General features: G+C 73.4%; 23 protein-coding genes and 1 pseudogene. 12 read left to right on the top strand and 12 right to left on the bottom strand.

Annotated features, from left to right (window positions below; all coding sequences use genetic code 11):
* The first annotated feature begins 12 nt into the window (after positions 1-12).
* Positions 13-636: a GntR family transcriptional regulator gene (locus ACFWI8_RS10620; RefSeq protein ID WP_387088291.1), complete on the top strand. Its 624-nt coding sequence runs from the start codon at positions 13-15 to the stop codon at positions 634-636.
* A 232-nt stretch (positions 637-868) separates the two neighbouring features.
* A complete protein-coding gene (locus ACFWI8_RS10615) occupies positions 869-1846 on the top strand; it encodes a helix-turn-helix transcriptional regulator (RefSeq protein ID WP_387088288.1) in 978 nt (325 codons plus the stop codon).
* 14 nt (positions 1847-1860) lie between these two features.
* On the opposite strand, the gene ACFWI8_RS10610 is transcribed toward ACFWI8_RS10615, so the two are convergent.
* From ACFWI8_RS10610 to ACFWI8_RS10595, 4 genes are all read right to left on the bottom strand, one after another.
* Positions 1861-2667 (bottom strand): nucleotidyltransferase, encoded by an 807-nt coding sequence (locus ACFWI8_RS10610; RefSeq protein ID WP_387088285.1) that lies wholly within the window; start codon positions 2665-2667, stop codon positions 1861-1863.
* Positions 2668-2791: 124 nt separating this feature from the next.
* Positions 2792-5374, bottom strand: coding sequence for an excinuclease ABC subunit UvrA (locus ACFWI8_RS10605; RefSeq protein ID WP_387088282.1), 2583 nt, complete (start codon positions 5372-5374; stop codon positions 2792-2794).
* A 1-nt stretch (position 5375) separates the two neighbouring features.
* Positions 5376-5909 carry a pyridoxamine 5'-phosphate oxidase family protein gene (locus ACFWI8_RS10600; RefSeq protein WP_387088279.1) on the bottom strand — a complete coding sequence of 178 codons (534 nt, stop codon included), beginning with the start codon at positions 5907-5909 and terminating at the stop codon, positions 5376-5378.
* A gap of 38 nt (positions 5910-5947) precedes the next feature.
* Positions 5948-6880 carry an SDR family oxidoreductase gene (locus ACFWI8_RS10595; protein WP_387088276.1) on the bottom strand — a complete coding sequence of 311 codons (933 nt, stop codon included), beginning with the start codon at positions 6878-6880 and terminating at the stop codon, positions 5948-5950.
* 119 nt (positions 6881-6999) lie between these two features.
* On the opposite strand from ACFWI8_RS10595, the gene ACFWI8_RS10590 reads away from it, so the two are divergent.
* The 3 genes from ACFWI8_RS10590 (at position 7000) to ACFWI8_RS10580 (ending at position 10079) form a co-directional block, all read left to right on the top strand.
* Positions 7000-7548, top strand: a complete 549-nt coding sequence (locus ACFWI8_RS10590; protein ID WP_387088504.1) for a DUF4240 domain-containing protein — start codon at positions 7000-7002, stop codon at positions 7546-7548.
* 17 nt (positions 7549-7565) lie between these two features.
* The gene (locus ACFWI8_RS10585; RefSeq protein WP_387088273.1) at positions 7566-8495 is read left to right on the top strand and encodes a TIGR01777 family oxidoreductase; all 930 of its coding nucleotides are present in this window, start codon (positions 7566-7568) and stop codon (positions 8493-8495) included.
* 291 nt (positions 8496-8786) lie between these two features.
* Positions 8787-10079 carry an FAD-dependent oxidoreductase gene (locus ACFWI8_RS10580; protein WP_387088270.1) on the top strand — a complete coding sequence of 431 codons (1293 nt, stop codon included), beginning with the start codon at positions 8787-8789 and terminating at the stop codon, positions 10077-10079.
* 377 nt (positions 10080-10456) lie between these two features.
* Here the strand turns inward: ACFWI8_RS10580 and ACFWI8_RS10575 are convergent, their stop codons facing one another.
* Entirely contained in the window at positions 10457-12094 is a 1638-nt protein-coding gene (locus ACFWI8_RS10575) for a regulator (RefSeq protein ID WP_387088267.1), read from the bottom strand.
* Positions 12095-12298: 204 nt separating this feature from the next.
* Here ACFWI8_RS10575 and lipB point away from each other — a divergent pair, with 204 nt between their 5' ends.
* From lipB to ACFWI8_RS10555, 4 genes are all read left to right on the top strand, one after another.
* On the top strand, positions 12299-13090 hold the full coding sequence (gene lipB, locus ACFWI8_RS10570; RefSeq protein ID WP_387088264.1) for a lipoyl(octanoyl) transferase LipB: 792 nt from the start codon (positions 12299-12301) through the stop codon (positions 13088-13090).
* Between the two features lie 90 nt (positions 13091-13180).
* Positions 13181-14122 carry a lipoyl synthase gene (lipA, locus tag ACFWI8_RS10565; protein ID WP_311601943.1) on the top strand — a complete coding sequence of 314 codons (942 nt, stop codon included), beginning with the start codon at positions 13181-13183 and terminating at the stop codon, positions 14120-14122.
* Positions 14123-14206: 84 nt separating this feature from the next.
* Positions 14207-14410, top strand: coding sequence for a hypothetical protein (locus tag ACFWI8_RS10560; RefSeq protein ID WP_387088260.1), 204 nt, complete (start codon positions 14207-14209; stop codon positions 14408-14410).
* A gap of 479 nt (positions 14411-14889) precedes the next feature.
* A complete protein-coding gene (locus ACFWI8_RS10555) occupies positions 14890-15600 on the top strand; it encodes a DUF4191 domain-containing protein (RefSeq protein ID WP_311601941.1) in 711 nt (236 codons plus the stop codon).
* Positions 15601-15674: 74 nt separating this feature from the next.
* On the opposite strand, the gene ACFWI8_RS10550 is transcribed toward ACFWI8_RS10555, so the two are convergent.
* Positions 15675-16118, bottom strand: coding sequence for an RDD family protein (locus ACFWI8_RS10550; protein ID WP_311601940.1), 444 nt, complete (start codon positions 16116-16118; stop codon positions 15675-15677).
* A 196-nt stretch (positions 16119-16314) separates the two neighbouring features.
* Between ACFWI8_RS10550 and glnA the strand changes: the two genes are divergently transcribed.
* The gene (gene glnA, locus ACFWI8_RS10545) at positions 16315-17730 is read left to right on the top strand and encodes a type I glutamate--ammonia ligase (RefSeq protein WP_387088256.1); all 1416 of its coding nucleotides are present in this window, start codon (positions 16315-16317) and stop codon (positions 17728-17730) included.
* A 77-nt stretch (positions 17731-17807) separates the two neighbouring features.
* On the opposite strand, the gene ACFWI8_RS10540 is transcribed toward glnA, so the two are convergent.
* From ACFWI8_RS10540 to ACFWI8_RS10530, 3 genes and pseudogenes are all read right to left on the bottom strand, one after another.
* Positions 17808-18419: a hypothetical protein gene (locus tag ACFWI8_RS10540; protein WP_387088513.1), complete on the bottom strand. Its 612-nt coding sequence runs from the start codon at positions 18417-18419 to the stop codon at positions 17808-17810.
* A 101-nt stretch (positions 18420-18520) separates the two neighbouring features.
* A pseudogene (locus tag ACFWI8_RS10535) lies at positions 18521-19390 on the bottom strand (aKG-HExxH-type peptide beta-hydroxylase); the annotation flags it as partial.
* A 139-nt stretch (positions 19391-19529) separates the two neighbouring features.
* Positions 19530-19709, bottom strand: coding sequence for a hypothetical protein (locus tag ACFWI8_RS10530; RefSeq protein ID WP_387088253.1), 180 nt, complete (start codon positions 19707-19709; stop codon positions 19530-19532).
* A 413-nt stretch (positions 19710-20122) separates the two neighbouring features.
* Here ACFWI8_RS10530 and ACFWI8_RS10525 point away from each other — a divergent pair, with 413 nt between their 5' ends.
* Both ACFWI8_RS10525 and ACFWI8_RS10520 read left to right on the top strand, forming a co-directional pair.
* Complete coding sequence (locus ACFWI8_RS10525) at positions 20123-20314, top strand: hypothetical protein (RefSeq protein ID WP_387088250.1); 192 nt, start codon at positions 20123-20125, stop codon at positions 20312-20314.
* Positions 20311-20574 carry a hypothetical protein gene (locus tag ACFWI8_RS10520; protein WP_387088247.1) on the top strand — a complete coding sequence of 88 codons (264 nt, stop codon included), beginning with the start codon at positions 20311-20313 and terminating at the stop codon, positions 20572-20574. The genes ACFWI8_RS10525 and ACFWI8_RS10520 overlap by 4 nt, the downstream gene beginning before the upstream one ends.
* A gap of 80 nt (positions 20575-20654) precedes the next feature.
* On the opposite strand, the gene ACFWI8_RS10515 is transcribed toward ACFWI8_RS10520, so the two are convergent.
* The 3 genes from ACFWI8_RS10515 to ACFWI8_RS10505 all read right to left on the bottom strand — a co-directional run bounded on the left by ACFWI8_RS10515 (position 20655) and on the right by ACFWI8_RS10505 (position 23735).
* Positions 20655-22319 carry an HEXXH motif domain-containing protein gene (locus tag ACFWI8_RS10515; RefSeq protein ID WP_387088244.1) on the bottom strand — a complete coding sequence of 555 codons (1665 nt, stop codon included), beginning with the start codon at positions 22317-22319 and terminating at the stop codon, positions 20655-20657.
* A 29-nt stretch (positions 22320-22348) separates the two neighbouring features.
* Complete coding sequence (locus tag ACFWI8_RS10510; protein ID WP_387088241.1) at positions 22349-22489, bottom strand: hypothetical protein; 141 nt, start codon at positions 22487-22489, stop codon at positions 22349-22351.
* A 157-nt stretch (positions 22490-22646) separates the two neighbouring features.
* A complete protein-coding gene (locus ACFWI8_RS10505; protein ID WP_387088238.1) occupies positions 22647-23735 on the bottom strand; it encodes a caspase family protein in 1089 nt (362 codons plus the stop codon).
* Between the last annotated feature and the right edge of the window lie 29 nt (positions 23736-23764).

The raw sequence follows: 23764 nt of genomic DNA, 5'->3' as shown, positions 1-23764 counted from the left end.
AGTGAGCGAGCTGTGGGCATGCCCGTCATCCATTCGCTGCGCCAGCAGATCCGCGAGCACATCGTGGAGGGCATCGTCAGCGGGCGCTGGCAGCCCGGCGAGCGGATCGTCGAGCGGCGGATCGCGGCCGAGCTCGACGTGAGCCAGACGCCCGTCCGCGAGGCGCTGCGTGAGCTGGAGACGCTGCGGCTGATCGAGTCGGCGCCCAACAAGGGGGTCCGGGTGCGGGCGTTGACCGCCGCGGACCTGGAGGAGATCTACCCGGTGCGGGCCGGCCTCGAGCAGATCGCGGCCGAGTTGGCCGCCGAGCGGCTGGCCGGCGACGTCTCGGCGCTCACGCCCGAGGTGGCGGCGCTGCGCGAGGCGGACCGGCTCGCGGACGCGGAGGCCCAGGTGGGGCACACGGTGGCGTTCCACCACGAGTTGGTGAAGGCGTCGGGGAACAGCGTGCTGCTGCACACCTGGGAGTCGCTCGGCATCGAGATCTGGACGGCGCTGTCGATCCGCTGGCTCGGCACCCGGCAGCAGTCCTACGCCGAGGAGCACCAGGAGCTGGTGGACGCCTTCCTACGGCGGGACCCGCGCATCGGGGAGCTGGTCAAGGAGCACGTCCTGAACTGTGCACCGCGTGCCTGATGGCGGCGCCGGGCCTGGCACGGGATGCCAATTTCTCCGATTCGCCGATTTTTTTGCTCCGAACCTTTGATCGATCATCGATCAAAGGCTTACAGTCTCCCTGGAAGTGAGCCGCGCCGCACTGCCTGTCCTGCCGTCCGACGCGGCTCCCAGGGGAGCTCCGGTCCCGATTGTCGCGCCAACGCACGGGACCGGGCCCCTCATGGCCACCCATGATTTCATGGGTGGTCCCATGCGTGCTGCCCGACTGATCAGACTGGTCCTGCTGCTCCAGGACCGCAGGGCGATGACCGCCGCCGAACTGGCCGCCGAACTCGAGGTCTCCGAGCGGACGGTCGCCCGCGACGTGCAGGCGCTCTCCGAGGCCGGCATCCCCGTCTACGCGGACCGCGGTCGCGCCGGCGGCTACCGCCTCGTCGGCGGCTACCGCACCCGCCTCACCGGACTTGGCCGCAGCGAGGCCGAGGCCCTCTTCCTCTCCGGCGTCCCCGGCGCACTCCGCGACATGGGCCTGGCGGACGCCGCCTCGGCGGCCCAGCTCAAGGTCTCCGCCGCCCTCCTCCCCGAGCTGCGCTCCGCCCCCGACACGGCCGCCCAGCGCTTCCACCTGGACGCCCCCGGCTGGTGGCAGCCGCCCGAGACGCCGGAGCTGCTGCCGGCCGTCGCCGAGGCCGTCTGGGACGACCTCCGGATCCTGGTCACCTACCGGCGCGGCGACGGGGCGGAGGTGGAGCGGTCGTTGGACCCCTACGGCCTGGTCCTGAAGGCCGGCACCTGGTACCTCGCGGCCCGCCCGGCCGGCGCCGACCGCCCCCGGGTCTACCGGGTCTCCCGCTTCCGCTCCGTCACGGCGCCGGGCGAGCGCTTCACCCGCGACGAGTCCTTCGACCTCCCCGCCTTCTGGACCGACCAGGCGGCCGCCTTCGCCCGCTCCATCCTCCGCGCCCAGATCCACCTCCGCCTCTCCCCCGCCGGGGTGCGCGCCCTGCGCCACGTCACCGACCGCGAGGCCGCGGCCGAGGCGCTGGCGGCGGCCTCGCCCCCGGACGCCGACGGCTGGGTCACCACGACGCTGGCCGTGGAGTCCGAGGAGGTCGCCTACACGCAGCTGCTCGCCCTGGGCCCCGAGGCGGTCGTCCACGAACCCACGTCCCTCCGCGAGGCGCTGGCCGCGGCGGCGGAGCGGATGTCCGCCAACTACCGGTCCTGACCGCACGTCCCCTGTCAGGAGCGCGGTGCCTTCCTCCCGTGGACCGCGAGGTACTCGGCGGCCAGCCACGGCCCCAGGTCCTGGATCATCATGGTGAGCACTGCCGTGTCAGCCGTAGGCGCCTGGCCGACAGTGGCGGCCCGCCGCATCTGCTCGGCGCGCTGCGGGTAGTAGCGGGCGAACGCGTCGGCGGACTCAGCCAGATCGCTGGTCCATCCGCCCCACCACGGCATGACCAACGTGAACCCGGTACGCACGATCCGGCGGGCCACCGCACGGCTGAGCGTACGGCGCTCAGCGGGTGTGATGACGGAAGCCGCTCGCCGCCGCCAGGACGGCAGGGCGTCCGCGAAGTCGCCATTGGTCTCCCGAGCGAGCAGGGCGGAGGGGCGGTACCGCGGGAGCTTGGCGGCGAGGTCGTCACCCAGGAGGGGGGTGCACAGGCAGGCCACGAACCAGCCCAGGTCGTACCGCTCATGTTCACTCAGCAGGGTACTGGTGCTGAACAGGAGCACGCCGACCCCGTCGACCTGTGGAAACGAGGCATCAAGCCGGGACGCGAGCGCATCGGCGTCCGCCCTTTCGGCCGGAGAGGGCTCCGCCCTCGTGGCAAGCAGGATGTCGCAGTCGGAGACCCCCGGCCTGGCGGTGCCACGAGGGATGCTTCCGTACAGGTAGGCGCTGTGCAGCCGCGCGGGGCAGAAAGCCTCGGCGATCCGCGCCCGGGCGGCGGCGACCACCGGGACGAACTCCCGGGACACACGGTCCAGCGAGCCTTCCCGCGCGATGAAGCCGTCGTCATCCAGTCCCACACCAGTCATGGCACGAGTCTGCCGCCGCCCGCGCCGCGCTCAGACGTTACTGAGACAACGCGGCGCCCGCGATCGGCGCGTTGTGGGAGCCGTTCGCGCGGTACGCCGCGGCGTCCGGGGGATGGATCCCCGGCTACGGGACGTTCGCCCGGTCCCTGGTGGACTGGGGCGCCGTCGTCGTCGTGGAGGCCGACCGCCGTGGTTGGGGCATCGTGGGCCTTCGCGCCGCCTGACGCGCGGCTTCCCCTGGCTCCAGGAGTGGCAGGCCCGCCGCGTGGCGGCGGAGGAAGCCGGCGGTCGGGGTGTCGGCCTTCGCGACGGTGTCCGGGGGGCCCGCCGCGACCACCGAGCCGCCGGCCGGTCCCGCGCCCGGGCCCAGGTCGATCAGCCAGTCCACGGACGCGGCCACCGGAATGTCGTGTTCGGCCACGACGACCGTGTTGCCCGAGTCCAGCAGCGCGTCCAGCGCGTCAACCACCCGCTGGACGTCGGAGGGGTGCAGGCCGGAGACGGGCTCGTCGAGGACGACGAGGCCGGCCCCGCGGCTGGTGGCGCCGCGCCTGAGCGCGGACGCCAGCTTCAGCCGCTGTGCCTCGCCGCCGGACAGCTCCGTCGCGCTCTGGCCGAGTTGGAGATATCCGAGCCCGACCTGGCGGAGCGCCCCCAGGGTCTCGGCGAGCTGTGGGGGCTCGGCGAACCGCTCCACGGCCTCGTCGACGGTCAGCTCGAGCACTTGGTCGACGGCCAGCCCCCGGTAGGTGACGTCCAGGGCCTCCGGCCGGTACCGCCGGCCGTCGCAGGCGTCGCAGACCACCCACACGTCCGGCAGGAAGTGCATGTCGACCAGCTTGCGACCGTAGCCGGTGCAGGTCTCGCAGCGGCCGCCGCCCACGGTGTTGAAGCTGAACCAGGACGCGTCGAGGCCGCGTTCGCGCGCCGTTTCGGTGCCGGCGAACAGCCTGCGGATGATGTCGAACGCCTTGCTGTACGTGGCCGGGTTGGAGCGCGGGGTCCGGCCGAGCGGTTCCTGGTCGACGACGGCGACCCAGCCGAACCCCTCGAGGCCGGTCACCTCCCGCACCCCGTCGGCCACCGTCCCGTTCAGCGCTGCCTCGACGCTCGCCCCGAGCGCGCCGAGCAGGCTGCTCTTGCCGCTGCCGCTCACCCCGGTCAGGCAGGTGAGCCGGCCGACGGGAAAGCGCACCAGCTCCGCGGTCACGTTGTGGGCGCGCAGCCCACGCAGCTCCACCCAGCCGGTGTCGTCCCGGATCGGGCGGCGGTTCCGGCGCGGCCGCGGCGCTCGGCCGGACAGCTGACGCCCGGTCAGTGACCCCGGGTGGGCGGCCACGTCGGCGGGGGGCCCGGAGACCAGGACCTCGCCGCCGAGGCGGCCCGCGCCCGGTCCCATGTCGACCACCCAGTCGGCCCGGGCGATCAGCTCGGGGTCGTGCTCGACGAGGAGCACCGTGTTGCCGGCCTCGCTCAGCTCCAGGGCGATGTCGAGCAGGTGCGCCTTGTCCGCCGGGTGCAGCCCGGTGCCGGGCTCGTCCAGGACGAAGGTGATGCCGCTCAGCTCGGTGCTGAGCTGCGCGGCGAGCCGGGTCCGCTGCGCCTCGCCGCCGGACAGCGTCGTCGCGCTCCGGGAGAGCTGGAGGTGTGCCAGGCCGAGCCGGTCCAGGATGCCGAGCCGGCGGCCCAGGTCCTGGAGCAGTGGCTCGCCCACCTCGCGCTGACCGGCGTCCAGCTGGTCCGCGACCCGCCTCGCCCAGTCGCGCACCTCGCGTACCTCCACCTGGATCAGGTCGGGGTAGCTCAGCCCGCCGAGCCGCACGGACCTGGCCACCCGGTCGTACCCGCTGCCGCCGCAGCCGGCGCAGGGCTGCTTGCGCATGTACGGCAGGTAGCGCTGTTTGGCGCCGGCCGTCCGGGCGTTCACGAACACCCGCTCCACCTCGGCGAGCGCGCCCCGCAGCGGCTGGCTCGAGGTGTAGGTCATCCGGGCCCGCTCGTTCCTGTTCGGTATGTCGACGGTCGCTTCGATCCTCTCGTCACCCGTGCCGTGGAGCACGCGGTGCCGGAACTCCTCGGGCAGCGACCGCCACGGCCGGCCCAGGTCCACGCCCCGCTTCTCGGCCAACGCCGGTATGAACACGTGCTCGCCGGAACGCCACTTCGCGAACCAGGGCGAGGCGCCCTCGAAGAGCGGGAGGTCCGGGTGGGTGATGACCAGGTCCTCCTGCGCCTGCCAGCGCCCGCCCACCCCGTGGCAGTCCGCGCAGCCGCCCTCCGGCGAGTCGCGGTCGAAGTGGGCGGTCGTCAGTGGCCCGCCCCCGCTCTCGGCCGCCGGGTCGGCGCCGATCGTCGGGAGGCGCGAGTAGAGGAGCCCGAGGTGCCCGTCGATGCCGGTGATCGTCGCGACCGTGGAGCGCGGGTTGCGGTTGAGGCGGCGCTGGTCGACCGCCAGCGTCGCGCCGAGCCCCAGGATGCGGTCGACCTTGGGCCGGTTGCGCTGGGTGATGTACTGCCTGACGAACGGGGAGAGCCCTTCCAGGTACCGCAGTTGGGCCTCGCTGTGCAGGGTGTCGACGGCCAGCGAGGTCTTGCCGCTGCCGCTCACTCCGGTGAAGGCCACGAGCCGTCCCTTGGGGATGCTCACTGACACGTCCCGCAGGTTGTTGGTGCGGGCCCCCACCACGTCGATGGTCTCGTTCCCCATGTCAGGACCCGGACGACGCCGCGGTGAGCTTCGCGAGGTCGGGTGCGTAGACGGTCATCCAGTGCGGGCGCAGCCGGTAGTAGACGACGTCGTTCTCCCAGTCGAAGGCGTCCCCACCGTAGTGGTCCCTGAAGTAGGCGAGCAGCTCGGGCCAGTCCGCGTCCGGTTCGGCGTCCCGGGGGTTGAGGATCTCGGCCGTGCCGTGCGTGAACACGCCGAGGTCCTCGCCGCGCAGGTGGGCGGCGCTGACGGCGGGGCGGGCGGCGAGGTGGCGGGCCTTGGCGGCGGCCCGCGCCGTGCCGAAGTGCCACTTCCCGTGGAGGAAGTGCCCGTCCACGGCGCTGACGCGCGGTTCGCCCTTCGCGGTCACGGTGGACAGGGCGAGGACGCGCATGCCGGTGAGGACCTGGGTGAGTCGGGTGGCGGTCAGGGTCCGCTCGGTGTCGATGATCGAGCGGAGGTGCGAGGTGGAGCGGGGAAGCGAGGCGTCGAGGAGGGCCTGGAGCTCCGCGAGTTCCTCGGGGGTTTCGCGCATGGGGGTCCTTGTCGGTCCGGAGGTCGGGCGGGGGGTGGTCAGCGGTAGTCGGCCACGTCGACGTCCCGCCCCTCGTGAACGGCGTCCCTGATGTACGCCCAGGCGTCCGGTCGGGAGCCGTCCGTGTCGGTGAAGCCGTACTCGCGGGCCAGCTGGCCGCTGGAGAGCGACTGGCCGTTCCAGCGGGCGACGTCCGGGTCGCAGGCGAGCGCCGCCGCCGCGCGGCCGACGAAGGTGGGGGATTCGGAGATGGCGAAGTGCGGGTCCTGCTTGATGCCGTCCCGCCAGTTCTCCTCGGCCACCTTGAAGTGGGTGTCCAGCATCGCCTCGGAGCGCAGCCAGCCCGGGGTGAGTGAGACAGCCGTGCAGCCCGGCTCCCGCAGCTCCTCGCCGAGCGCGTAGGCCATCCGGATCGGCGCGGTCTTGGCCAGGTCGTAGTAGAAGCTCTCGCGGTAGCGGCGGTTGGACTCGCTCGTGCCGTCCGTCACCTCGATCACCAGACCGCCGGGGTTCCGGGTCAGCAGCGGCAGCGCGTGGTGGGAGGTGATGATGTGGCTCTCGACGCCGAGGCGCAGCATGCGCAGCCCGCCCGCCAGGTCGAGGTCCCACATCTTCGTCCCGAACGACAGGTCGAGCAGGTGGTCGCCGCCCCAGACGTCGTTGACCAGGACGTCGAGACGTCCCCGCTCGCGGTCGATCCGGTCGACCAGCGCCCGGACCCGCTCCGGCTCCAGGTGGTCGGTCGGCACGGCGACGCCCTCGCCGCCGGCGGCGGTCACGAGCTCGGCGGTCTCCTCGATGGTCTCGGTGGCCCGACCGACCTCGCTGACGGCCGTGCGGGTCGTCCTTCCCGTCACGTAGACCGTGGCGCCGACCGCGCCGAGCTCGACGGCCATGGCCCGTCCTGCGCCCCTGGTCGCGCCCGCCACCAGCGCGATTCTCCCGGTCAGCGGCTTGTCCTGCTGGTTCACGCACGTTCCTCTCACGTCGTGGATATCGACGGATCACACGCTCGCAGGGAAACCAGACATCTTCTGTCCGGCTTTCCCGGCGTGCGTACGGACGCCGCGGGCGGGATCCTGTTGTCGTGATGGACGAAACGGACTTCTGGGAGATCATCGACAGCACCCGGGAATCCGCGGGTGGCGATCCCGAGGCGCACGCCGACCTGCTGGTCGATCGTCTCGCGGACCTCGACCCGGAGGCCGTCACCGACTTCGCGCGGCACTTCGAGTCGCGCTTCGGCCGGGCCTACCGCTGGGACGTGTGGGGCGCCGCCTGGGTGCTGCTCGGCGACGCCGGGGACGCGGCGTTCGAGAACTTCCGCTGCTGGCTGATCAGCCGCGGCCGGCAGGTGTTCGAGGGCACCCTGCACGAGCCCGACGCGCTCGCCGAGCTGCTCGGCCCCGAGGGCTTCGACCGGCACACCGACGGCGACGCCGAGGACGTGGGGTTCGCCGCCTACGACGCCTACGACCGGCTGACCGGCACCGAGCTGCCCGACCTCGGCCTGCCGGAGCAGCCGCGCGATCCCGAGGGCGTGCCGGTGGACTTCGCGGACACGGAGGCGATGGCCGCCGCCTACCCGCGCCTGTGGGCCCTGGCGCGGCCGGCCCCGGGTGGCCGCGTCGACGCCTGATCCCCCAGGATGGGCCCATGCGGGAACCAGCGGAGCGCGTGGAACGGATCGCCGTCACCGGCTCGTCGGGGTTGATCGGCTCGGCGCTGGTCGCGGCGCTGCGGGCGGACGAGGTGAACGTGGTGCGCCTGGTGCGGCGCCCGCCGCGCGCCGCCGACGAGGAGCGCTGGGACCCGTCGGGCGCCGAGCCCGAGGTCAACCGCGCCGCGCTGGACGGCTGCACGGCCGTGGTGCACCTGGCGGGGGCCGGGGTCGCCGACCACCGGTGGACCCGCCGCTACAAGACGGAGCTCCGCGACAGCCGGGTGTTCGGCACGGCGTCGCTGGCCCGGGCGATCGCCTCGCTCGACGAGCCGCCGCGGGTCTTCGTCTCGGGCAGCGCCATCGGCTACTACGGCTACACCGGCTCCCGCCCGGTGGACGAGCACGAGCCGCCCGGCACCGGCTTCCTGGCCGAGCTCTCGGTCGACTGGGAGGCGGCGGCCGAGCCGGCGATTCGGGCCGGGGTGCGGACCGTGTTCGCCCGCACCGGCCTGGTGGTGGCCGCATCGGGGGGCGCCTGGGGGCGGCTGTTCCCGATCTTCAGAGCCGGCATCGGCGGCCGGCTCGGCAGCGGCCGACAGTACTGGAGCGCCATCTCGCTCGCCGACCACGTCGCCGCGCTCCGCTTCCTCCTCGACGACGTGCCGGGACTCGCTGGCCCCGTCAACCTCACCGGGCCCGAGCCGCTGACCAACCGAGAGGTGACCCGGGTGATGGGCCGGGTGCTGCGCCGGCCCACGGTGTGCGCGGTGCCGGCGCCCGTGCTGCGTCTCGTCCTCGGCGAGTTCGCCCAGGACGTGCTGGGCAGCCAGCGGGTGGTGCCGCGCCGGCTGCTCGACGCCGGTTTCGCCTTCGCGCACCCCACCGTTGAGGAGCAGGTGCTGGCCGCCGTGGCCCCGGCCTGACACCCGCCGGGGGCGGCACGCGACCTTCGTGCCCCCGTGCCCTGGTCCATGCGCTCTGCCGGATTGCGCCCGGCGTGAGAGGGTCTCTCCGGTTCGGGCATTGCCCGCGCCCCCAGCGGGCATCAGGACCCACGGACCCACACCCAGGGCCCGGGGGCCTCGCCTTCAGCGGCCGGCCATCCCCCGTCGACAGCGTCGTCCACGGGGCAACGGCCCGCGCCGAACGGCCGTCCCCCACGGGGATCCGAGCCCCGCCGCTCGCACGCACCGACCACCTCACCAGGAGGCCACGTGCTTCAGCGCCGACCGCACCGCGACCACTCCGACGTCGTCATCATCGGCGCGGGCCCCGCCGGGCTCGCCGCCGCACACCACCTGAGCACCGCCGGCCTCACCGTGACGGTGCTGGAGGCGGCCGACCGCATCGGCGGGCGCATGGCCACCGAGGACCTCGACGGCTTCCGCCTCGACCGCGCCGCCCACCTCGCCCTGCCCGGCTACCCCACCCGGGCCCAGCTGCCGGGGCCGCTCCCCACCCGCCGCCTGACCGGCGGCATCGTGCTGAAGTCCGCGACGCACCAACACCGCGTCGGGGAGGCCGGCGACCACGGCTCGGCCCGCGCCGGACACCGCTCGCTGACCTCGGCCTTCGACCAGATCTGGCTGCGGGCCAACCTCGCCAGACTCGGCCGGCTGCCGGACGCCAGGCTGCGCTCCCGCCCCGAACTGACCGCGGCCGCCGCGCTGTCGGCACGCGGCATACCGGCGCGAATAGCCGAGGGCGCGCTGCGCCCGCTGCTCGCCGCGCTGCTGCACGACCCGGAGCTCGCCACCTCAAGCCGGCTCGGCGACGAGGCGCTCCGGGCGTTCGCCCGCCGCGGCCTCGGCCTGCCGACCGGCGGCGCCGCCGCGCTGCCGGAGCTGCTGGCCGCCGCCCTGCCTGAGGGGTCGGTCAGGACCGGGGTCCGGGTGGTCTCGGTCTCCACGACGGTGGTGGAGACGGAGGCGCACGGTGCGTTCCGCTGCCGGGCCGTGGTGCTGGCCACCGGCGCCGAGGAGGCGGCCCGGCTGCTGCCAGGGCTGCGGGTGCCGGCGTTCCGGCCGGTGACGGTGCTGCACCACGCGGCGCCGGCCGCCCCGCCCGGCGGGCCCACGCTGATCGTGGACGCGGCGGCCCGCGGCCCCGTCTCGCACACCATGGACGCCTCGGCGATCGACCCGTCCCGGGCACCGGCGGGGCGCACGCTGATCACCTCGGTGGTCCTCGGCCCGCCCGCGACCGAACCGCCGGAGCTGCTCGACAAGGCGGCCAGGGCACAGCTCGGCGAGTTGCACGGCGCGCCGGCCGACGACTGGGAGCTGCTGGCCGTGCGCCACGACCCCCACGCCGTCCCGGTGTTCGCGCCGCCCTACCCGGGTGCGAGGTCGGCGCGGCTGCTCGACGGCCTCTACGTGTGCGGCGACCACCGCGACGTGCCGGGCCCGACCGGCGACCTCGCCTCGGCCGCGCGCGCGGCGACGGCGCTGTTGGCCGACGCGGGCGTGACACCGGTGTCCCGGCCGGTGGCCGCGGAGGCCGTCTGACGGCGGCCGAGGTTTTCCCCACCCGCCCGCCCTTTCCCGGCTCCGCGCCGCGCGTGCGGAGCGCTTCGCGGTGGGCGGGCCGGCACGCGCCGCGCCGCGGGCGCGCGCTGCCGGACCCGGGGCGAGCGGGCAAACACCAACCGCGCCGCCGGCGAGGCGGGGGCGCTGCGTGCGCCCACCGCGCCGCGAGCCGCGCAGGTCGCAGTGGCACCACCGCCCGCGGCCCAGGCACACGGTGCCCGACACGCGGTGCCGGGCAGGGACGGACGGGCGCACCGCGCCGCGCGCCAGGCCGCGGACGCGGACCCGGCAGGCCGCACGTGGCACCCGCGGACGCGGCACCACCGCCCGCGCCGCAGGCGCCCCGCGCCCCGCCGCTAGGCCAGCGCGGCGACCTTCTCCCGGTAGCTTCGGACCGGCGCCGCGTCCCTGAAGGGTTCGAGGCGGCGGTCGAAGTCCTGGATGTACTCGTGCGCCCGCGCCGACCGCATCTCCATCGCCTGCTGCGCCGCCTCGGCGGCGAGCGCGCAGGCCTGCTCCACGTCGCCGAGGCCGAGCCGGGCGCAGGCGAGCACCACGCGGCAGAAGAGCCGGCTGCGCGCGAAGTTGGCCGGCCGCAGCTGGAGGGACCGCTCGGCGTGCCGCGCCGCGGCGCGGTACTGCTGGAGATCCCGGTGGCAGTGGCCGAACTCGTCGGCCAGCTGCGCCTCGTCGAAGAAACGGGCCCAGCCCGGTGCGTCCTCCCCGGGCCGCGCCGACTCGAGCGCGCGCTCGGCGCGCGCCAGCGCGGCGGTGCAGCTGCGCACCTCGCCCAGCAGCCCGTGGCCGCGCGCCTCGACGGCGTGCAGCAGGGCCTGGACGACCGGGGCGACCGAGCTGGCCATGCCCTGCTGGGCGACCCTGGCGAGTTGGACGGCCTCCCGACCGTGGCCGAGGTAGACGGCCTGCCGGCTCATGGAGACCAGCACGTAGCTGCCGTAGCTGCGGTCGCCGGCGGCCTGGGCGAGGCGCAGGGCCTGCACGAAGTAGCGCTGGGCCAGGCCGTGGGCGGCGATGTCGTACGCGGTCCAGCCGGCGAGCCGGGTGAGGTCGGCGGCGGCCGAGAACAGCCGGCGGCCGGTCTGTTCGCCGTAGCTGCCGCGCAGCATCGGTTCGAGCTCGTGCTCCAGGTAGCGGACCAGGGCCTGCCTGGCGTGGCCGCCGCCGTAGGTCTGGTCGAGCTCGCGGAAGAGGTTGCCCACGGAGCGGAGCGCCGCGATGTCGCCGGCGGTGACCCGCTGTCCAGGGCCGCGCTCGACGCGGTCCAGCGGGCCCTGCCGCTCGACGCGGGTGGGCGGGCGGACGAGGCCCTGGGCGCGGGGGTGGAGCGGGCCGTGGGGGGCGTGCGGCGGGTGGGCGCCGGGCAGCCGGTCGGGGCGCTGCGGCCCCGGCGGCCCCGAGGGGCGGACGGCGCCGCGGCCCTGCTCGGGGACGCGCACCAGCGGTCCCGCGGGCGGCGCTCCGGCGGGCGGCTCGGCGGTGGCCGGCTCGCCGCGCGCGACCCGCTCGTCGGGGCGGCCGATGAGCCAGTCCCGGCTCGGCACCACGAGGCCGGCCGGGGTGAAGGCGATCTTGCGGAGCTCGGCGTAGCTGCCCGAGTCCTTGCGCCAGAGGCCGGCCACGATGTCGACGGCCTCGGCCGGGCTGGCGGCGAACTCGAGGCCGGCGTAGACCGGGGCACACGCCTCCAGGCCCAGGTCCTGAGCGGAGAGGCGGCGGCCGAGCCGGCGGGTGAACACCTCGGCGATCAGCGCCGGGGTGGTGCCGCGCGGCCGCTGACCGCGCAGCCAGCGGGTCACGGACGTCTTGTCGTAGCGGAGATCGAGGCCGTGTTCGAGGCCGAGCTGGTCGACCCGGCGGGCCAACCCGGCATGGGAGAACCCGGCCTCGGCGATCAGGGCGGCCAGCTGGCGGTTCGGTGTGCGCGGTGGCGTGGACTGCGGGGAGGGCGGGCCTCCGGGTCGTTCCGTGGACATCGGCGGTGCGGTCTCCTGCCTTACGGCTGTGCGGCTGGAACGGCGCGAATGTAACGGTCCTTCCTGGTTTCATCGGCTTCTGGGCCGAGGATTCATCCATATGTGTGAGCCATGGGGCGGCCCGGGCATGGTCGGGGCCCGGGCTTACAGTGGGGTTCAAGCGCCCAATGGCGCCTTGTACGAATGTGCGAAGGGAAAGCCGCCGTGAGCGAGCTGCGCTTTGTCCATCTGGGCTTCGGATCGGAGGCCGTGGAGTATCACGCGGCCTGGCAGGAGCAGCGGCGGGTGCACACCGCGCGGTTCTCGGACGAGATCCCCGACACGTGCCTGTTGCTCGAGCACCAGCCGGTCTACACGGCCGGCCGGCGCACGGCGGACAGCGAGCGGCCGCTGGACGGGACGCCCGTGGTCGACGTCGACCGGGGCGGGAAGATCACCTGGCACGGGCCCGGGCAGCTGGTCGGCTATCCGATCCTGAAGTTGCCGCGCCCGGTTGACGTGATCGCGCACGTCCGGCGGCTCGAGGAGGCGGTGATCCGGGTCTGCGCCGACTTCGGCGTGGAGACGTCCCGGGTGGAGGGCCGCAGCGGGGTGTGGGTGCTGGGCGAGGCGCAGCGCGGCGCGGACGGCGCGGCGCGGCTCGGCGGGCTCTCGTTGGACTTCGACCCCCGGCTGCACGACGAGGAGTTCGACCCGCGGCTGCACGGCCCGGAGTACGCGCCGTCCAACGCGGGTCAACGTGGCGAGGACCGCAAGCTGTGTTCGATCGGGATCAGGGTCGCCAAGGGCGTCACCATGCACGGCTTCGCGCTCAACTGCGATCCGGACATCACGTCGTTCGACCGCATCGTGCCCTGCGGCATCAGGGACGCCGGCACGACCTCGCTCTCCGCCGAACTGGGCCGCCGGGTGCCGGTCTCCGAGGTCCTGCCGGTGCTGGAGAAGCACCTGGGCGACGTGCTGGCGACCAGCGTGCCGCTGCCGCGCGCGGTGTGACGCGCTCCTCCCCACCTGGCCGCGTCACCCGTACAAGCCAAGGCGTACGCTGTGATACGCCGTAGATTCGAAAGTGGTAGGGAGCCGGACGTGTCCGCTGTCGCACCCGACGGGCGCAAGATGCTGCGCCTCGAGGTCCGGAACAGCCAGACCCCCATCGAGCGCAAGCCGGAGTGGATCAAGACCCGCGCTCGTCTCGGTCCTGAGTACCAGGCGCTGCACGGCCTGGTGAAGCGCGAGGGGCTGCACACCGTCTGCCAGGAGGCCGGCTGCCCGAACATCTTCGAGTGCTGGGAGGACCGGGAGGCGACGTTCCTGGTCGGCGGCGAGCAGTGCACCAGGCGGTGCGACTTCTGCCTGATCGACACGGGCAAGCCGACCGAGGTGGACCGGGACGAGCCGCGCCGGGTCGCGGAGTCGGTGCGGCAGATGGAGCTGAAGTACGCGACCGTCACGGGCGTCGCCAGGGACGACCTGCCGGACGGCGGCGCGTGGATCTACGCCGAGACGGTGCGGCAGATCCACGCCCTGGTGCCGGGCACGGGCGTCGAGGTGCTGATCCCGGACTTCAACGCGGTCCCCGAGCAGCTGGCCGAGGTGTTCGGGTCGCGGCCCGAGGTGCTGGCGCACAACGTGGAGACGGTGCCGCGGATCTTCAAGCGGATCCGGCCGGCGTTCCGCTACGAGCGGTCGCTGCGGGTGCTGACGCTGGCCCGCGAGGACGGTCTGGTCACCAAGTCCAACCTGATCCTGGGCATGGGCGAGACGCGGGACGAGATCAGTCAGGCCCTGCGCGACCTGCACGAGGCGGGCTGCGAGCTGATCACCATCACGCAGTACCTGCGGCCGACGCCGCGGCACCACCCGGTGGAGCGGTGGGTCAAGCCGGAGGAGTTCGTGGAGCTGCGGCAGGAGGCCGAGGAGATCGGCTTCGCCGGCGTCATGTCCGGGCCGATGGTGCGTTCGTCGTACCGGGCCGGGCGCCTCTACCAGCAGGCGATCGCGCGCCGGGGCCAGACCAGGGCCGCCTGAGTTTCACCCCCGGGTCATGGGCCCGAAACACCGTTCGATAACAATAGAAGGACACTTGACGGACCGCCTGGGGAGGGGCTGGCCATGCGCACTCTGCGTCTGCTCGAGGAGAGACTGCTGCGGGGAGGCCGTCGCACGGCCCTGCGCAACGCCTGGGCGGCGGTCCAGGAGGACCGTGAGCGGGCGGCGGCCCGCACGGAGGCGGAGCGGGCGCTGACGGCCGTACGTGACCGGCCTGCCGGCCTGAGCGGTCCGAAGGTTCCGCAGGCCACGCGTTCTCCGCAGTAAGCCCGCGCCGCGGGCCGGCGCGCCCGGCCTGAGCGGTGCGGAGCGAGACCCCGCTGCGGGCCGGCGCGGCCACGGCCGCCTACCGCTGCGGTCCAGCGGCCTGAGTGGCCCGAAGGATCCGCACACCAGGCGTCCAGCGGGCTGAGCCCGCGCCACGGGCCGGCGCGGGCGGCCTGAGCGGTGCGGAGACCACCGAGCGGAGCGAGACCGCGCCGCCGGCCGGCGCGGCCACGGCCGTAGGGCCGGTCCAGCAGCCTGAGGGTCCGAAGGATCCGCACACCAGGCGTCCAGCGGGCTGAGCCCGCGCCGCAGACCGGCGCGACCGGCCTGAGCAGTGCGGAGACCACCGAGCGGAGCGACCGGCGCAGCGCGACCGGCCCGCCCGCCGCAACGGTCCGAGCGCACCACGGCCACGCGCGCGCAGCGCCTGGGCCGCCCGGCGTGCTGAGGAGGCGGAGCCGGCCCGTAGACTGACCGGTATGGCGCGGAAGGACAAGGAACAGGATTCCGAAAACCCGGGGCGGCTCAAGCAGATCGCCCTGACATACCGGATGACCCGGCGGAACGATCGCTGGATCGGCTGGATCATCTCAGCGGTGGGCCTCGGCACGTTCGGTGTCGTGCTGGCCATCGGTTTCCTGATCGGTCACCCGATCTATCTCGGCATCCTCGGCTTCCTGGTCGCGCTGCTGACCACGGCGATCGTCTTCGGCCGCCGGGCCGAGCGGGCGGCGTTCAGCCAGATGGAGGGCCAGCCGGGTGCCGCCGCCGCGGTCCTGGAGAACATGCGGCGTGGCGTGAACTTCACGCCGGCCGTGGCCATCAACCGCAACCAGGACGTGGTGCACCGCGCGGTCGGCAAGTTCGGCGTGGTGCTGGTCGGCGAGGGCAACCCGAACCGGCTCAGGACCCTGATGGCGGCCGAGAAGCGGCGGATGAACCGGGCGATCTCCGAGGTGCCCGTGCACGATGTGATCGTCGGCCGCGGCGAGGGCCAGGTGGAGCTGAAGAAGCTGCGCTCCACGATCCTCAAGTACCCCAGGGTGCTGGGCGGTCCCCGCGTCACCGAGGTCAACGACCGCCTGCGGGCCATGGGCGACCTGATGAGCAACATGCCGCTGCCGAAGGGCCCCATGCCGAAGGGCATGCGCCTGCCCAGGGGCGGCGGGGGCCCGCGCCGCGGTCGCTGACCGCCCCCCGGAACGCGTGACGAAGGCGGCCCGGCCCCCGAGAGGGAGCCGGGCCGCCTTCGTGTCGTCTCGCGCTACGCCCGGACCTGGACGGCGTCGGTGAGCTTGTCGTGGAGGCCCCGGGTGTCGCGGTCCCAGATGAGGGCGGGGATGGCCAGCGACAGCAGCACGGAGCGGAGCGCGGCGCGCGGGAAGGTCAGGCGGCCGCCGCCGACGTGGATCACCCGGAGCCCGAGCAGCCGCTTGCCCGGCGTGCGGCCCAGGGTGCCCACCGTGAGGACGGACATCACGAGGAAGACGAGCAGCGTCCAGCTGTTCGCCGCCCGTACCTGACCGTCGGCGAGCAGACCGTATGCGATCAGGCCGCACAGCGCCCAGTCGACGAAGATCGCGGCCACCCGCCGCCCGGGCGGGGCGATCGAGCCCGGGCCCTCCCTGGGGAGCCCGAGCCGGTCCCCCCGATAGCTGAAGTCGGCGCCCGTCTCGTCGGTCACCACGCGTGATCCCCGGTTCTCCACGCTTCCACCGTAGCGCGCGGGCCCGACGGACCCGTCACCGGTATCAGCGGAGAAGTCCGGTTAACATCGGCGAAACAATTGGGTCATGCCCGAGAAATGGCACGTCCTTAGGGTCGACCCCGGCAGGCCCACGTACCGGGCCATTCCCCGAGCTGCACACTCCCCGACCCCAGGGCCGGGGGTAGGAGGACACCGGATGTTCCAGAACGCCGACGAGATCAACAAGTTCATCGCGGAAAAGGACGTCAAGTTCATCGACGTCCGCTTCTGCGACCTGCCGGGCATCATGCAGCACGTGACCGTTCCGGTCGGCAGCTTCGACCCGAACGCGAGCCTGATGTTCGACGGATCGTCGATCCGTGGCTTCCAGGCCATCCACGAGTCCGACATGGCGCTGGTCCCCGACCTCTCCACGGCGCGGGTCGACCCGTTCCGCAAGGACCTCACCATCAACATCAACTTCTTCATCCACGACCCGATCACGGGCGAGGCGTACAGCCGTGACCCGCGGAACGTGGCGAAGAAGGCCGAGGCGTACCTGGCCTCGTCCGGCATCGCCGACACCGCCTTCTTCGGCCCGGAGGCCGAGTTCTACGTGTTCGACGACGTCCGCTTCGAGACCAAGTCGAACGCCGGCTACTACTACATCGACTCCGAGGCGGGCGCCTGGAACACCGGCGCCATCGAGGAGGGCGGCAACCGTGGCTACAAGGTCCGCTACAAGGGCGGCTACTTCCCGGCCCCGCCGGTCGACCACTTCGCCGACCTGCGCGCCGAGATCTCCCTGGAGCTGATCAAGGCCGGCCTCGAGGTCGAGCGCCAGCACCACGAGGTGGGCACCGCCGGCCAGGCCGAGATCAACTACAAGTACAACACGCTGCTCGCCGCCGCCGACGACCTGATGCTGTTCAAGTACATCGTCAAGAACGTCGCCTGGCGCAACAACAAGACCGCCACCTTCATGCCCAAGCCGATCTTCGGCGACAACGGCTCCGGCATGCACGTCCACCAGTCCCTGTGGCTGGGCGGCAGCCCCCTCTTCTACGACGAGCAGGGCTACGCGGGCCTCTCCGACACCGCCCGCTACTACATCGGCGGCATCCTGAAGCACGCCCCGTCGCTGCTGGCCTTCACCAACCCGACGGTGAACTCCTACCACCGCCTGGTGCCGGGCTTCGAGGCGCCGGTCAACCTGGTCTACTCGCAGCGCAACCGCTCCGCCGCGATGCGCATCCCGATCACCGGCTCCAACCCGAAGGCCAAGCGCGTCGAGTTCCGCGCGCCCGACCCGTCGTCCAACCCGTACCTGGCCTTCTCGGCGCTGCTGCTCGCCGGTCTCGACGGCATCAAGAACAAGATCGAGCCGGCCGAGCCGATCGACAAGGACCTGTACGAGCTGGCCCCCGAGGAGCACGCCGAGCTCCCGCAGGTCCCGACCTCCCTGCCCGCGGTCCTCGACGCCCTGGAGGCGGACAACGAGTACCTGCTGGCCGGCGGCGTCTTCACGTCCGACCTGATCGAGACCTGGATCGACTTCAAGCGCGAGAAGGAGATCGCCCCGATGCAGCTGCGGCCGCACCCGCACGAGTTCGAGCTCTACTTCGACGTGTAAGGGCGGATCCCGCGTCACCGAGGGCCCGGTCGTCGTCCCCGCGAGGGGTGGCGGCCGGGCCCTCGGCGTTCCCCGGCTCAGGCGGCGCAGAGCCGGTCGGCCAGGGTGGTCATCGCGGGGGTGCCGGGGGTGGTGCCGGTGCTGGCGAGGGCGGCGCTGAGCCGCTCGGGGCGGCGGAGCAGCCGGCGGCGGTGGGGGTGCAGCGTGGCGGTGGCGAGCAGCCAGCCGGCGAGGGCGTGCGGGTCGTCGGGGGTGGCGCGGAGGGTGGCGGCGCAGCCTGCCTCGGCGAGCGCGGGGCGTCCGGCGGCCAGGAGCTCGTCGGGCGTGACCGGCGAAACGGGCGGCTCCCGGTACAGGCGTAGCCGGTCATCGACCCAGAGCGCGCGAGCGACGGGCCGGACGACCGGCGCGGTGTCGGAGCCGGCCGGCTCAGCCGCCAGGCGGTTCCGCAGCCGCCATTCGACGGCGTGGCTGACGGCTGCCGCGGCGGCGCGGGCGGCGATCGCCGGCGGCACGGGCTCCCGCCGCCAGCCGCGGAGCGTGCCGGCGAGCCCGTCGACCAGTCGGCGGCCGGTGGCGGTGAGCCGGTCGGAGGCGTGCAGGGCCCGCACCACCCGGCCCGTCTGGATGCGCAGCAGGGCGAACTGGAAGGCGGCGACATCCCTGTCGACCACGGATGGTTCGGCCATCCGGTCACGCCAGAAGCCAGCGACGCCGACGAAGGCGTAGGCACCCCGTGCAGCAGCCCGGTCAGATGCCGGGGGTCCGGACGCCAGGGGGCGTAGTGGATCTCCGCCCGGTCGTCGTCCAGCAGCGGGAACAGGTGCAGCAGCGCGCTGAGCTTGCTGTGCTGGAACTCGTGGACCATGGCCTCAGCGAGGGCCATGCCGGTCGCGGGCCGGGAGACGACCATGGAGCCGAACGCGTCACCGGTGGTGGCGCTGAGCATCTCCCCGGGGGGCGGGGCGGCGGCACGGCCCCAGGGGACGATCCGGCGGATGTCCTGGACGCGCAACCGCCCGGGGCCGGGGGCCGCCGGGCGGAGTATGGCGGTGGCCTCGGCGAACAGCGCCCGCCAGACCCCGACTTCGGCGTCGTCGAGACGCTCGGGGGCTATCGGCTCGGTCAGGTCGCGGTAGGGGTCGACGTCGTCCAGGAAGGTGCCGGGGGCGAGGCGGCGCAGCGGCTGCCAGTCCCCTGTGTCGTGCCGGCCGAGCGGGTGTACGGTCACGGCGCGGCCGCCGGGCTGGGCGAGGGTGAGCCCCGGGCCACGCAGCCGGGCGGTGGCCGTCGTGAACTCGGGCCCGGAACCGGGCTTTTCGAGGCGGGCGAGGCCAAGGGTCGGGAGCACCACGGCGCCGTCGACGACGGGGACGGTGACCTCGGCGTCCAGGCCGGCGAGGGCGCGGGCGGCCAGGCAGACGGCGTGCAGGTGGCCGATGTCGGCCCACAGCGGCGGCCCTTCGGCCGAGCCGTGCAGCCGCCGCAGCAGATGGGCCGTCCAGCAGCCGACCTGCGGGCTGAGCAGCAACTCCTCGACCGCGTCCGGCCGGTGCTCGGCTGCCTCGGTGATCAGCCGCCAGGCGGCGGCGACGGTCCCGGTGCGGGCCAGCTCCTCGGGATGTTCCTCGAGCCGGTCGAGGAGCTCGGCGAGCAGCATGAGACGGCGGTTGCGCTCCCCGCCGCGGAGGAAGCCGATCGCCTCGGGAGAGCCACCCCCTGAGGCGAGTTCGTCGAACCAGTCACCCGGCATGCACATTCGCTGGTAGGGCTGGCCCAACGCGGCTTACCGCCTCTCCTCAGGGTCGGTCCAGGGAGGTGCCCGGCGGGTTCGTGCCTCCTCCCGTGCTCATGGCGGCACTTCTGCCCCATCGAGCCTCGTCGAGCAGACGCCGGGTCCGCATGGACGCCGGGAGGCCGCGCAGCGCGGCCAGGCTCACCCCCGTGAGGTCGGCCATGTCGGACGCGATCTGGTCCATCACCGGCTCGTCCAATCCGTGATCCCCCTTGCCGTCTACTGACGGAGCGTGATAGCGAACCCGGTCACTCGGATCCCTTCCCATGATGACGAACTGCGGGCGTGCTGGGAAGCCTGTGGCAGGCGCCAGTCGATCTGGTCGACGACACCTGACGGGCCGGGCACTGGACGTGATCCACGCGATCGAAGGCGGGCCGAGCGATGGGGAGATCTTCGCCCAGAGCTTCGACCGTACGAAAGGGGGTCCGTGCGGCCCTCGTGGCCGCCGGGGCGACGGACCGAAGTGTTCCTCGCGTTCGAGGCCACGGCCTCGGACGTGCACCTTTCGATCACTCAGAATTGGTTCGGTTGCGGTTGATCCCGCAACGGGGACGGGGATCGGTACGAGGGAAGACTCAGCGGGTCGGGCCACCGATGACGTTCCGCTGGAGTGGCTTCCCTTATGCCGACGATGTGGCCGCCTCGCTGACCAGCGCGCCGGTCGGCATCCCCAGTGCCGTCAAGCGTATCGTCGATGACCACATCGACGTCAGACTCGGTCGCGCGATTCTGCGCCTGTCCGCGCGGCGCGATCCGGCCCGGCAAAGGGCGGAGGACGTGCTATGAAGTGGGACGACGTCACACTCGTCATCCTCGCCGCGTTCGGCTGCTTCACGTTGCTGCTGACACAGGTCAGCGAAGTGCTGTCGAGGCTGCCGCAGATCATCCGCGCATGGCGGCAGGTGCGACGAGAACTGAGCGGTGATGGTGATTCCGCCTCCCGGGATCACTCGGGAAGAGTCACCACCCCGGGCCCAGCCACGGTCGATCCCAGAGGGAGGAGCCGTACCTCTGGAGAGCCCGACGGCGGGCGCGACGAGGATTGATCTGATCGATAGCGCAGCTCGGCGGGCGCCGGTTGGAGCAGATCCACGCGCCCGCCGGGGGCAGGGGCGTTCCTCCGAGCTCAGGCGGCGCAGAGCCGGTCGGCCAGGGTCGCCATGGCGGGGGTGCCCGGGGTGGTGCCGGTGCTGGCGAGGGCGGCGCTGAGCCGTTCCGGGTGGCGGAGCAGCCGGCGGCGGTTGGGGTGCAGCGCCGCGGTGGCGAGCAGCCAGCCGGCGAGGGCGTGCGGGTCGTCCGGGGTGGCGCGGAGCGTGGCGGCATAGCCATGCTCGGCGGCCGAGGGTTGGCCGGCGGCCAGTAGTTCGTCGGGGGTGACCGGTCTCGTGGGCGGCTCACGGTAGAGGCGAAGGCGTTCGTCGGACCAGACGGTCGGGGCCCCGCCGGGGCGGTTCTGGTTCCGCAGCCGCCATTCGACGGCGTGGCTGATGGCGGCCGCAGCGGCGCGGGCGGCGATCGCCGGCGCCACGGGCTCCCGACGCCAGCCGCAGAGCGTGCCGGCGAGTCCGTCGACCAGTCGGCGGCCGGTGGGGGTGAGCCGGTCGGAGGCGAGCAGGGTGCGCACCACCCGGCCCGTCTGGGTGCGCAGCAGGGCGAACTGGAAGGCGGCCAGGTCGCCGTCGACGACGGCCGGTTCGGCCATCCGGTCGCGCCAGAAGCCAGCGACGCCGACGAAGGCGTAGGCGCCGTGCAGCAGCCCGGTCAGATGCCGGGGGTCCGGACGCCAGGGGGCGTAGTGGATCTCCGCCCGGTCGTCGTCCAGCAGCGGGAACAGGTGCAGCAGCGCGCTGAGCTTGCTGTGCTGGAACTCGTGGACCATGGCCTCAGCGAGGGCCATGCCGGTCGCGGGCCGGGAGACGACCATGGAGCCGAACGCGTCACCGGTGGTGGCGCTGACCACCCCGGACCGTGGCTCTCCTGATGTGCCGGCCCAGGGAACGATCCGACGGATGTCGGTGACGCGCAACCGCCCGGGGCCGGGCGGCGCCGAGCGGAGTACCGTCGCGGCCCGCTCGAACAGCCGCCGCCAGGTGTCGACTTCGGCGTCCTCCAAGCGCTCGGGCGGTATCGGCTCGGCCAGGTCACGGTAGGGATCGACGTCGTCGAGCCAGGTCGCGGGGCCGAGGCGGCGCAGCGGGAGCCAGTCCGCGGTCTCGCGCTCGCTGAGCGGGATGACCGTCACCGCGCGCCCGCCGCGCTGCGTGAGGGTGAGCTTGGAACCGCGTAGTCGGGCCGTGGCAGTGTCGAACTCGGGCCCGGAGCCCGGCTTCTCGAGCCGAGCCAAGCCGAGCGTGGGCAGCACGACCGCGCCGTCGAGGACGGGGACGGTCAGGTCGGCGTCCAGGCGGGCCAAGGCACAGGCGACCAGAGAGACGGCCAGCAGGTAGCCGGCGTCCACCCAGAGCGGTGGCCCGCCGGCCGAGCCATGCAGGCGACGCAGCAGGTGGGCCGCCCAGCTGCCGGTCTGCGGGCTGCACAGCAACTCCTCGACCGCATCCGGCTGGTGCCTGGCAGCCTCGGTGACCAACCGCCAGGCGGCGGAGACGGACTCGGGGCCGGCCATCGCGCCGGAGTGTTCCTCGACCCGGTCGAGCACCTCGGCCAGCAGAATCAGGCGGCGGTTACGCTCGGCACTGGCCAGAAAGCCGACGGCCTCGGGAGAGCCGCCCCCGGAGGCGAGTTCATCGAACCAGGGGCCCGGCATTCGCATCCGCTCACAGGGCTGCTCCAATGCGGCTCTCCCGCCTCTCTCGGTCGGCGTTACGCGACGTTGCTCGGCTGGCTGGTATCCCCCATCACGTTGCTCCGGCCGCGCCGCACCTCGTCGAGCAGGCGGCGAGGGCGCGCGGAGGCGGGGAGCTCGCGGAGCGTGTCGAGACTGACCCGCGTCAGGTCGGCCATGTCGGACGCTATGTCGTCCGTCGCCGGCTCGTTCAATCCGTGGACCCCCTTCCCCACCTGCTGGCGGGCGTGAAAACGGACCCGGTCGCCCCGGATCCCTTCCCATGATGACGAACGGTGGGCATGCTGGGAAGCCCGTGTCATGCGTGAGCCCCGATCAGCGGCGCGGACCGGTGAACTTCCCGATGGCGGTTGCGAGTGCGACGGCGCGCTCCTCGTCGTCATCGAGCGCGGTGACGACGTCGTAGAGCGCCCAGAGCTCCTCAGGGCGGCGCTTCAGGGCCGTGACGATGGCGACGAGGTCGGCGCGGGGCAGCGGGTGCCTGCGCATCCGGGCCACGGTCTTCGGGGGCAGCCCGAGGACCATCGTCTGGCGTTGGTCAGGGTCGGCCGCCAGCGGATAGTCGAGCAGCACATCGACCAGCGGGCCGATGGCAGCGACGGGCGCGGCCTGGCGTGGGGCCGGGGTCGGGATGACCTCGCGGCGGTGGCCGAGGAGGGCAAGGGTGGGGAGTTGCTCGGTGTCCCCCCGCTGCCCCAGCAGTTCGAGCCGGGCGGTCGTGCGCTCATACAGGGCATCGGCGTCCGGCGGCCACGGGCCGGCCGCAGGGCCCTCGGCGAGCCCGTTGAGGACGTCGAGCAGGGCGTCGGAGAAGAGACCAGCGCGTCGCAGCGGGTCGTTGGCGGCCCGCTGGCCACGGGTGGCGGCGAGGAGCACGGCCTGCTGATGGGCACCGGTGCGTCGACCGGCGGGCAGCATCTCTGTCGGCAGACTGTTACGGAAGCGATGGTCCTCGACGAAGGTGCGACAGGTGTCGACCACCCAGATCTGTCGGGTGCGGCCCGGCAGAAGCTCGCTCGCGAGGGTGGCGCGGGCGGACTCCAGGTGCAGGTTGCGCTTGTCGGCCGCGGTCGCGTCGGCGCAGAACAGCCGGTTGTTCTCCTGCTCATCGAGCACGCCGTGGCCACCCCACCAGATCCACACCACCTCCGCAGCCAGGGCGGGGAGTTCGGTGAGCAGCGTGTGCCGGATATCCGCCTGGCCGGCGGGGCGGTGCTCCACATCGACGTGGTGTCCGTCCTCGGGCGCGAGGTGGAGCAGCACATTGCGCTCCGGCACGCCACGGCTCAACAGCCAGTCGCGGAAACGCAGCGCGTCACGCGCCGGCCCCGGCAACCGCCAGGCGGGGCCGGCCGCGTAGCGCTCGATGCCGACGACCAGCGCGACCGTGCGTCGGGGGGTCATGAGTCTCCTCGGGCGAGCGCTGGGGCGCG

The organism is Streptomyces sp. NPDC127098 (assembly GCF_042722465.1).
GTDB lineage: Bacteria > Actinomycetota > Actinomycetes > Streptomycetales > Streptomycetaceae > Streptomyces > Streptomyces millisiae.
Note: the sequence above shows the minus strand (reverse complement) of the source record. Positions and strands in the feature narration are given on the sequence as shown.

Coding starts and splice junctions, on each gene's coding strand:
- ACFWI8_RS10615 (WP_387088288.1), top strand. CDS start 869: ATGCGTGCTGCCCGACTGATCAGACTGGTCCTGCTGCTCCAGGACCGC.
- ACFWI8_RS10610 (WP_387088285.1), bottom strand. CDS start 2,667: ATGACTGGTGTGGGACTGGATGACGACGGCTTCATCGCGCGGGAAGGC.
- ACFWI8_RS10605 (WP_387088282.1), bottom strand. CDS start 5,374: ATGGGGAACGAGACCATCGACGTGGTGGGGGCCCGCACCAACAACCTG.
- ACFWI8_RS10600 (WP_387088279.1), bottom strand. CDS start 5,909: ATGCGCGAAACCCCCGAGGAACTCGCGGAGCTCCAGGCCCTCCTCGAC.
- ACFWI8_RS10590 (WP_387088504.1), top strand. CDS start 7,000: ATGGACGAAACGGACTTCTGGGAGATCATCGACAGCACCCGGGAATCC.
- ACFWI8_RS10585 (WP_387088273.1), top strand. CDS start 7,566: ATGCGGGAACCAGCGGAGCGCGTGGAACGGATCGCCGTCACCGGCTCG.
- ACFWI8_RS10575 (WP_387088267.1), bottom strand. CDS start 12,094: ATGTCCACGGAACGACCCGGAGGCCCGCCCTCCCCGCAGTCCACGCCA.
- ACFWI8_RS10560 (WP_387088260.1), top strand. CDS start 14,207: ATGCGCACTCTGCGTCTGCTCGAGGAGAGACTGCTGCGGGGAGGCCGT.
- ACFWI8_RS10555 (WP_311601941.1), top strand. CDS start 14,890: ATGGCGCGGAAGGACAAGGAACAGGATTCCGAAAACCCGGGGCGGCTC.
- glnA (WP_387088256.1), top strand. CDS start 16,315: ATGTTCCAGAACGCCGACGAGATCAACAAGTTCATCGCGGAAAAGGAC.
- ACFWI8_RS10540 (WP_387088513.1), bottom strand. CDS start 18,419: ATGGCCGAACCATCCGTGGTCGACAGGGATGTCGCCGCCTTCCAGTTC.
- ACFWI8_RS10530 (WP_387088253.1), bottom strand. CDS start 19,709: ATGGACCAGATCGCGTCCGACATGGCCGACCTCACGGGGGTGAGCCTG.
- ACFWI8_RS10525 (WP_387088250.1), top strand. CDS start 20,123: ATGACGTTCCGCTGGAGTGGCTTCCCTTATGCCGACGATGTGGCCGCC.
- ACFWI8_RS10520 (WP_387088247.1), top strand. CDS start 20,311: ATGAAGTGGGACGACGTCACACTCGTCATCCTCGCCGCGTTCGGCTGC.
- ACFWI8_RS10510 (WP_387088241.1), bottom strand. CDS start 22,489: ATGGCCGACCTGACGCGGGTCAGTCTCGACACGCTCCGCGAGCTCCCC.
- ACFWI8_RS10505 (WP_387088238.1), bottom strand. CDS start 23,735: ATGACCCCCCGACGCACGGTCGCGCTGGTCGTCGGCATCGAGCGCTAC.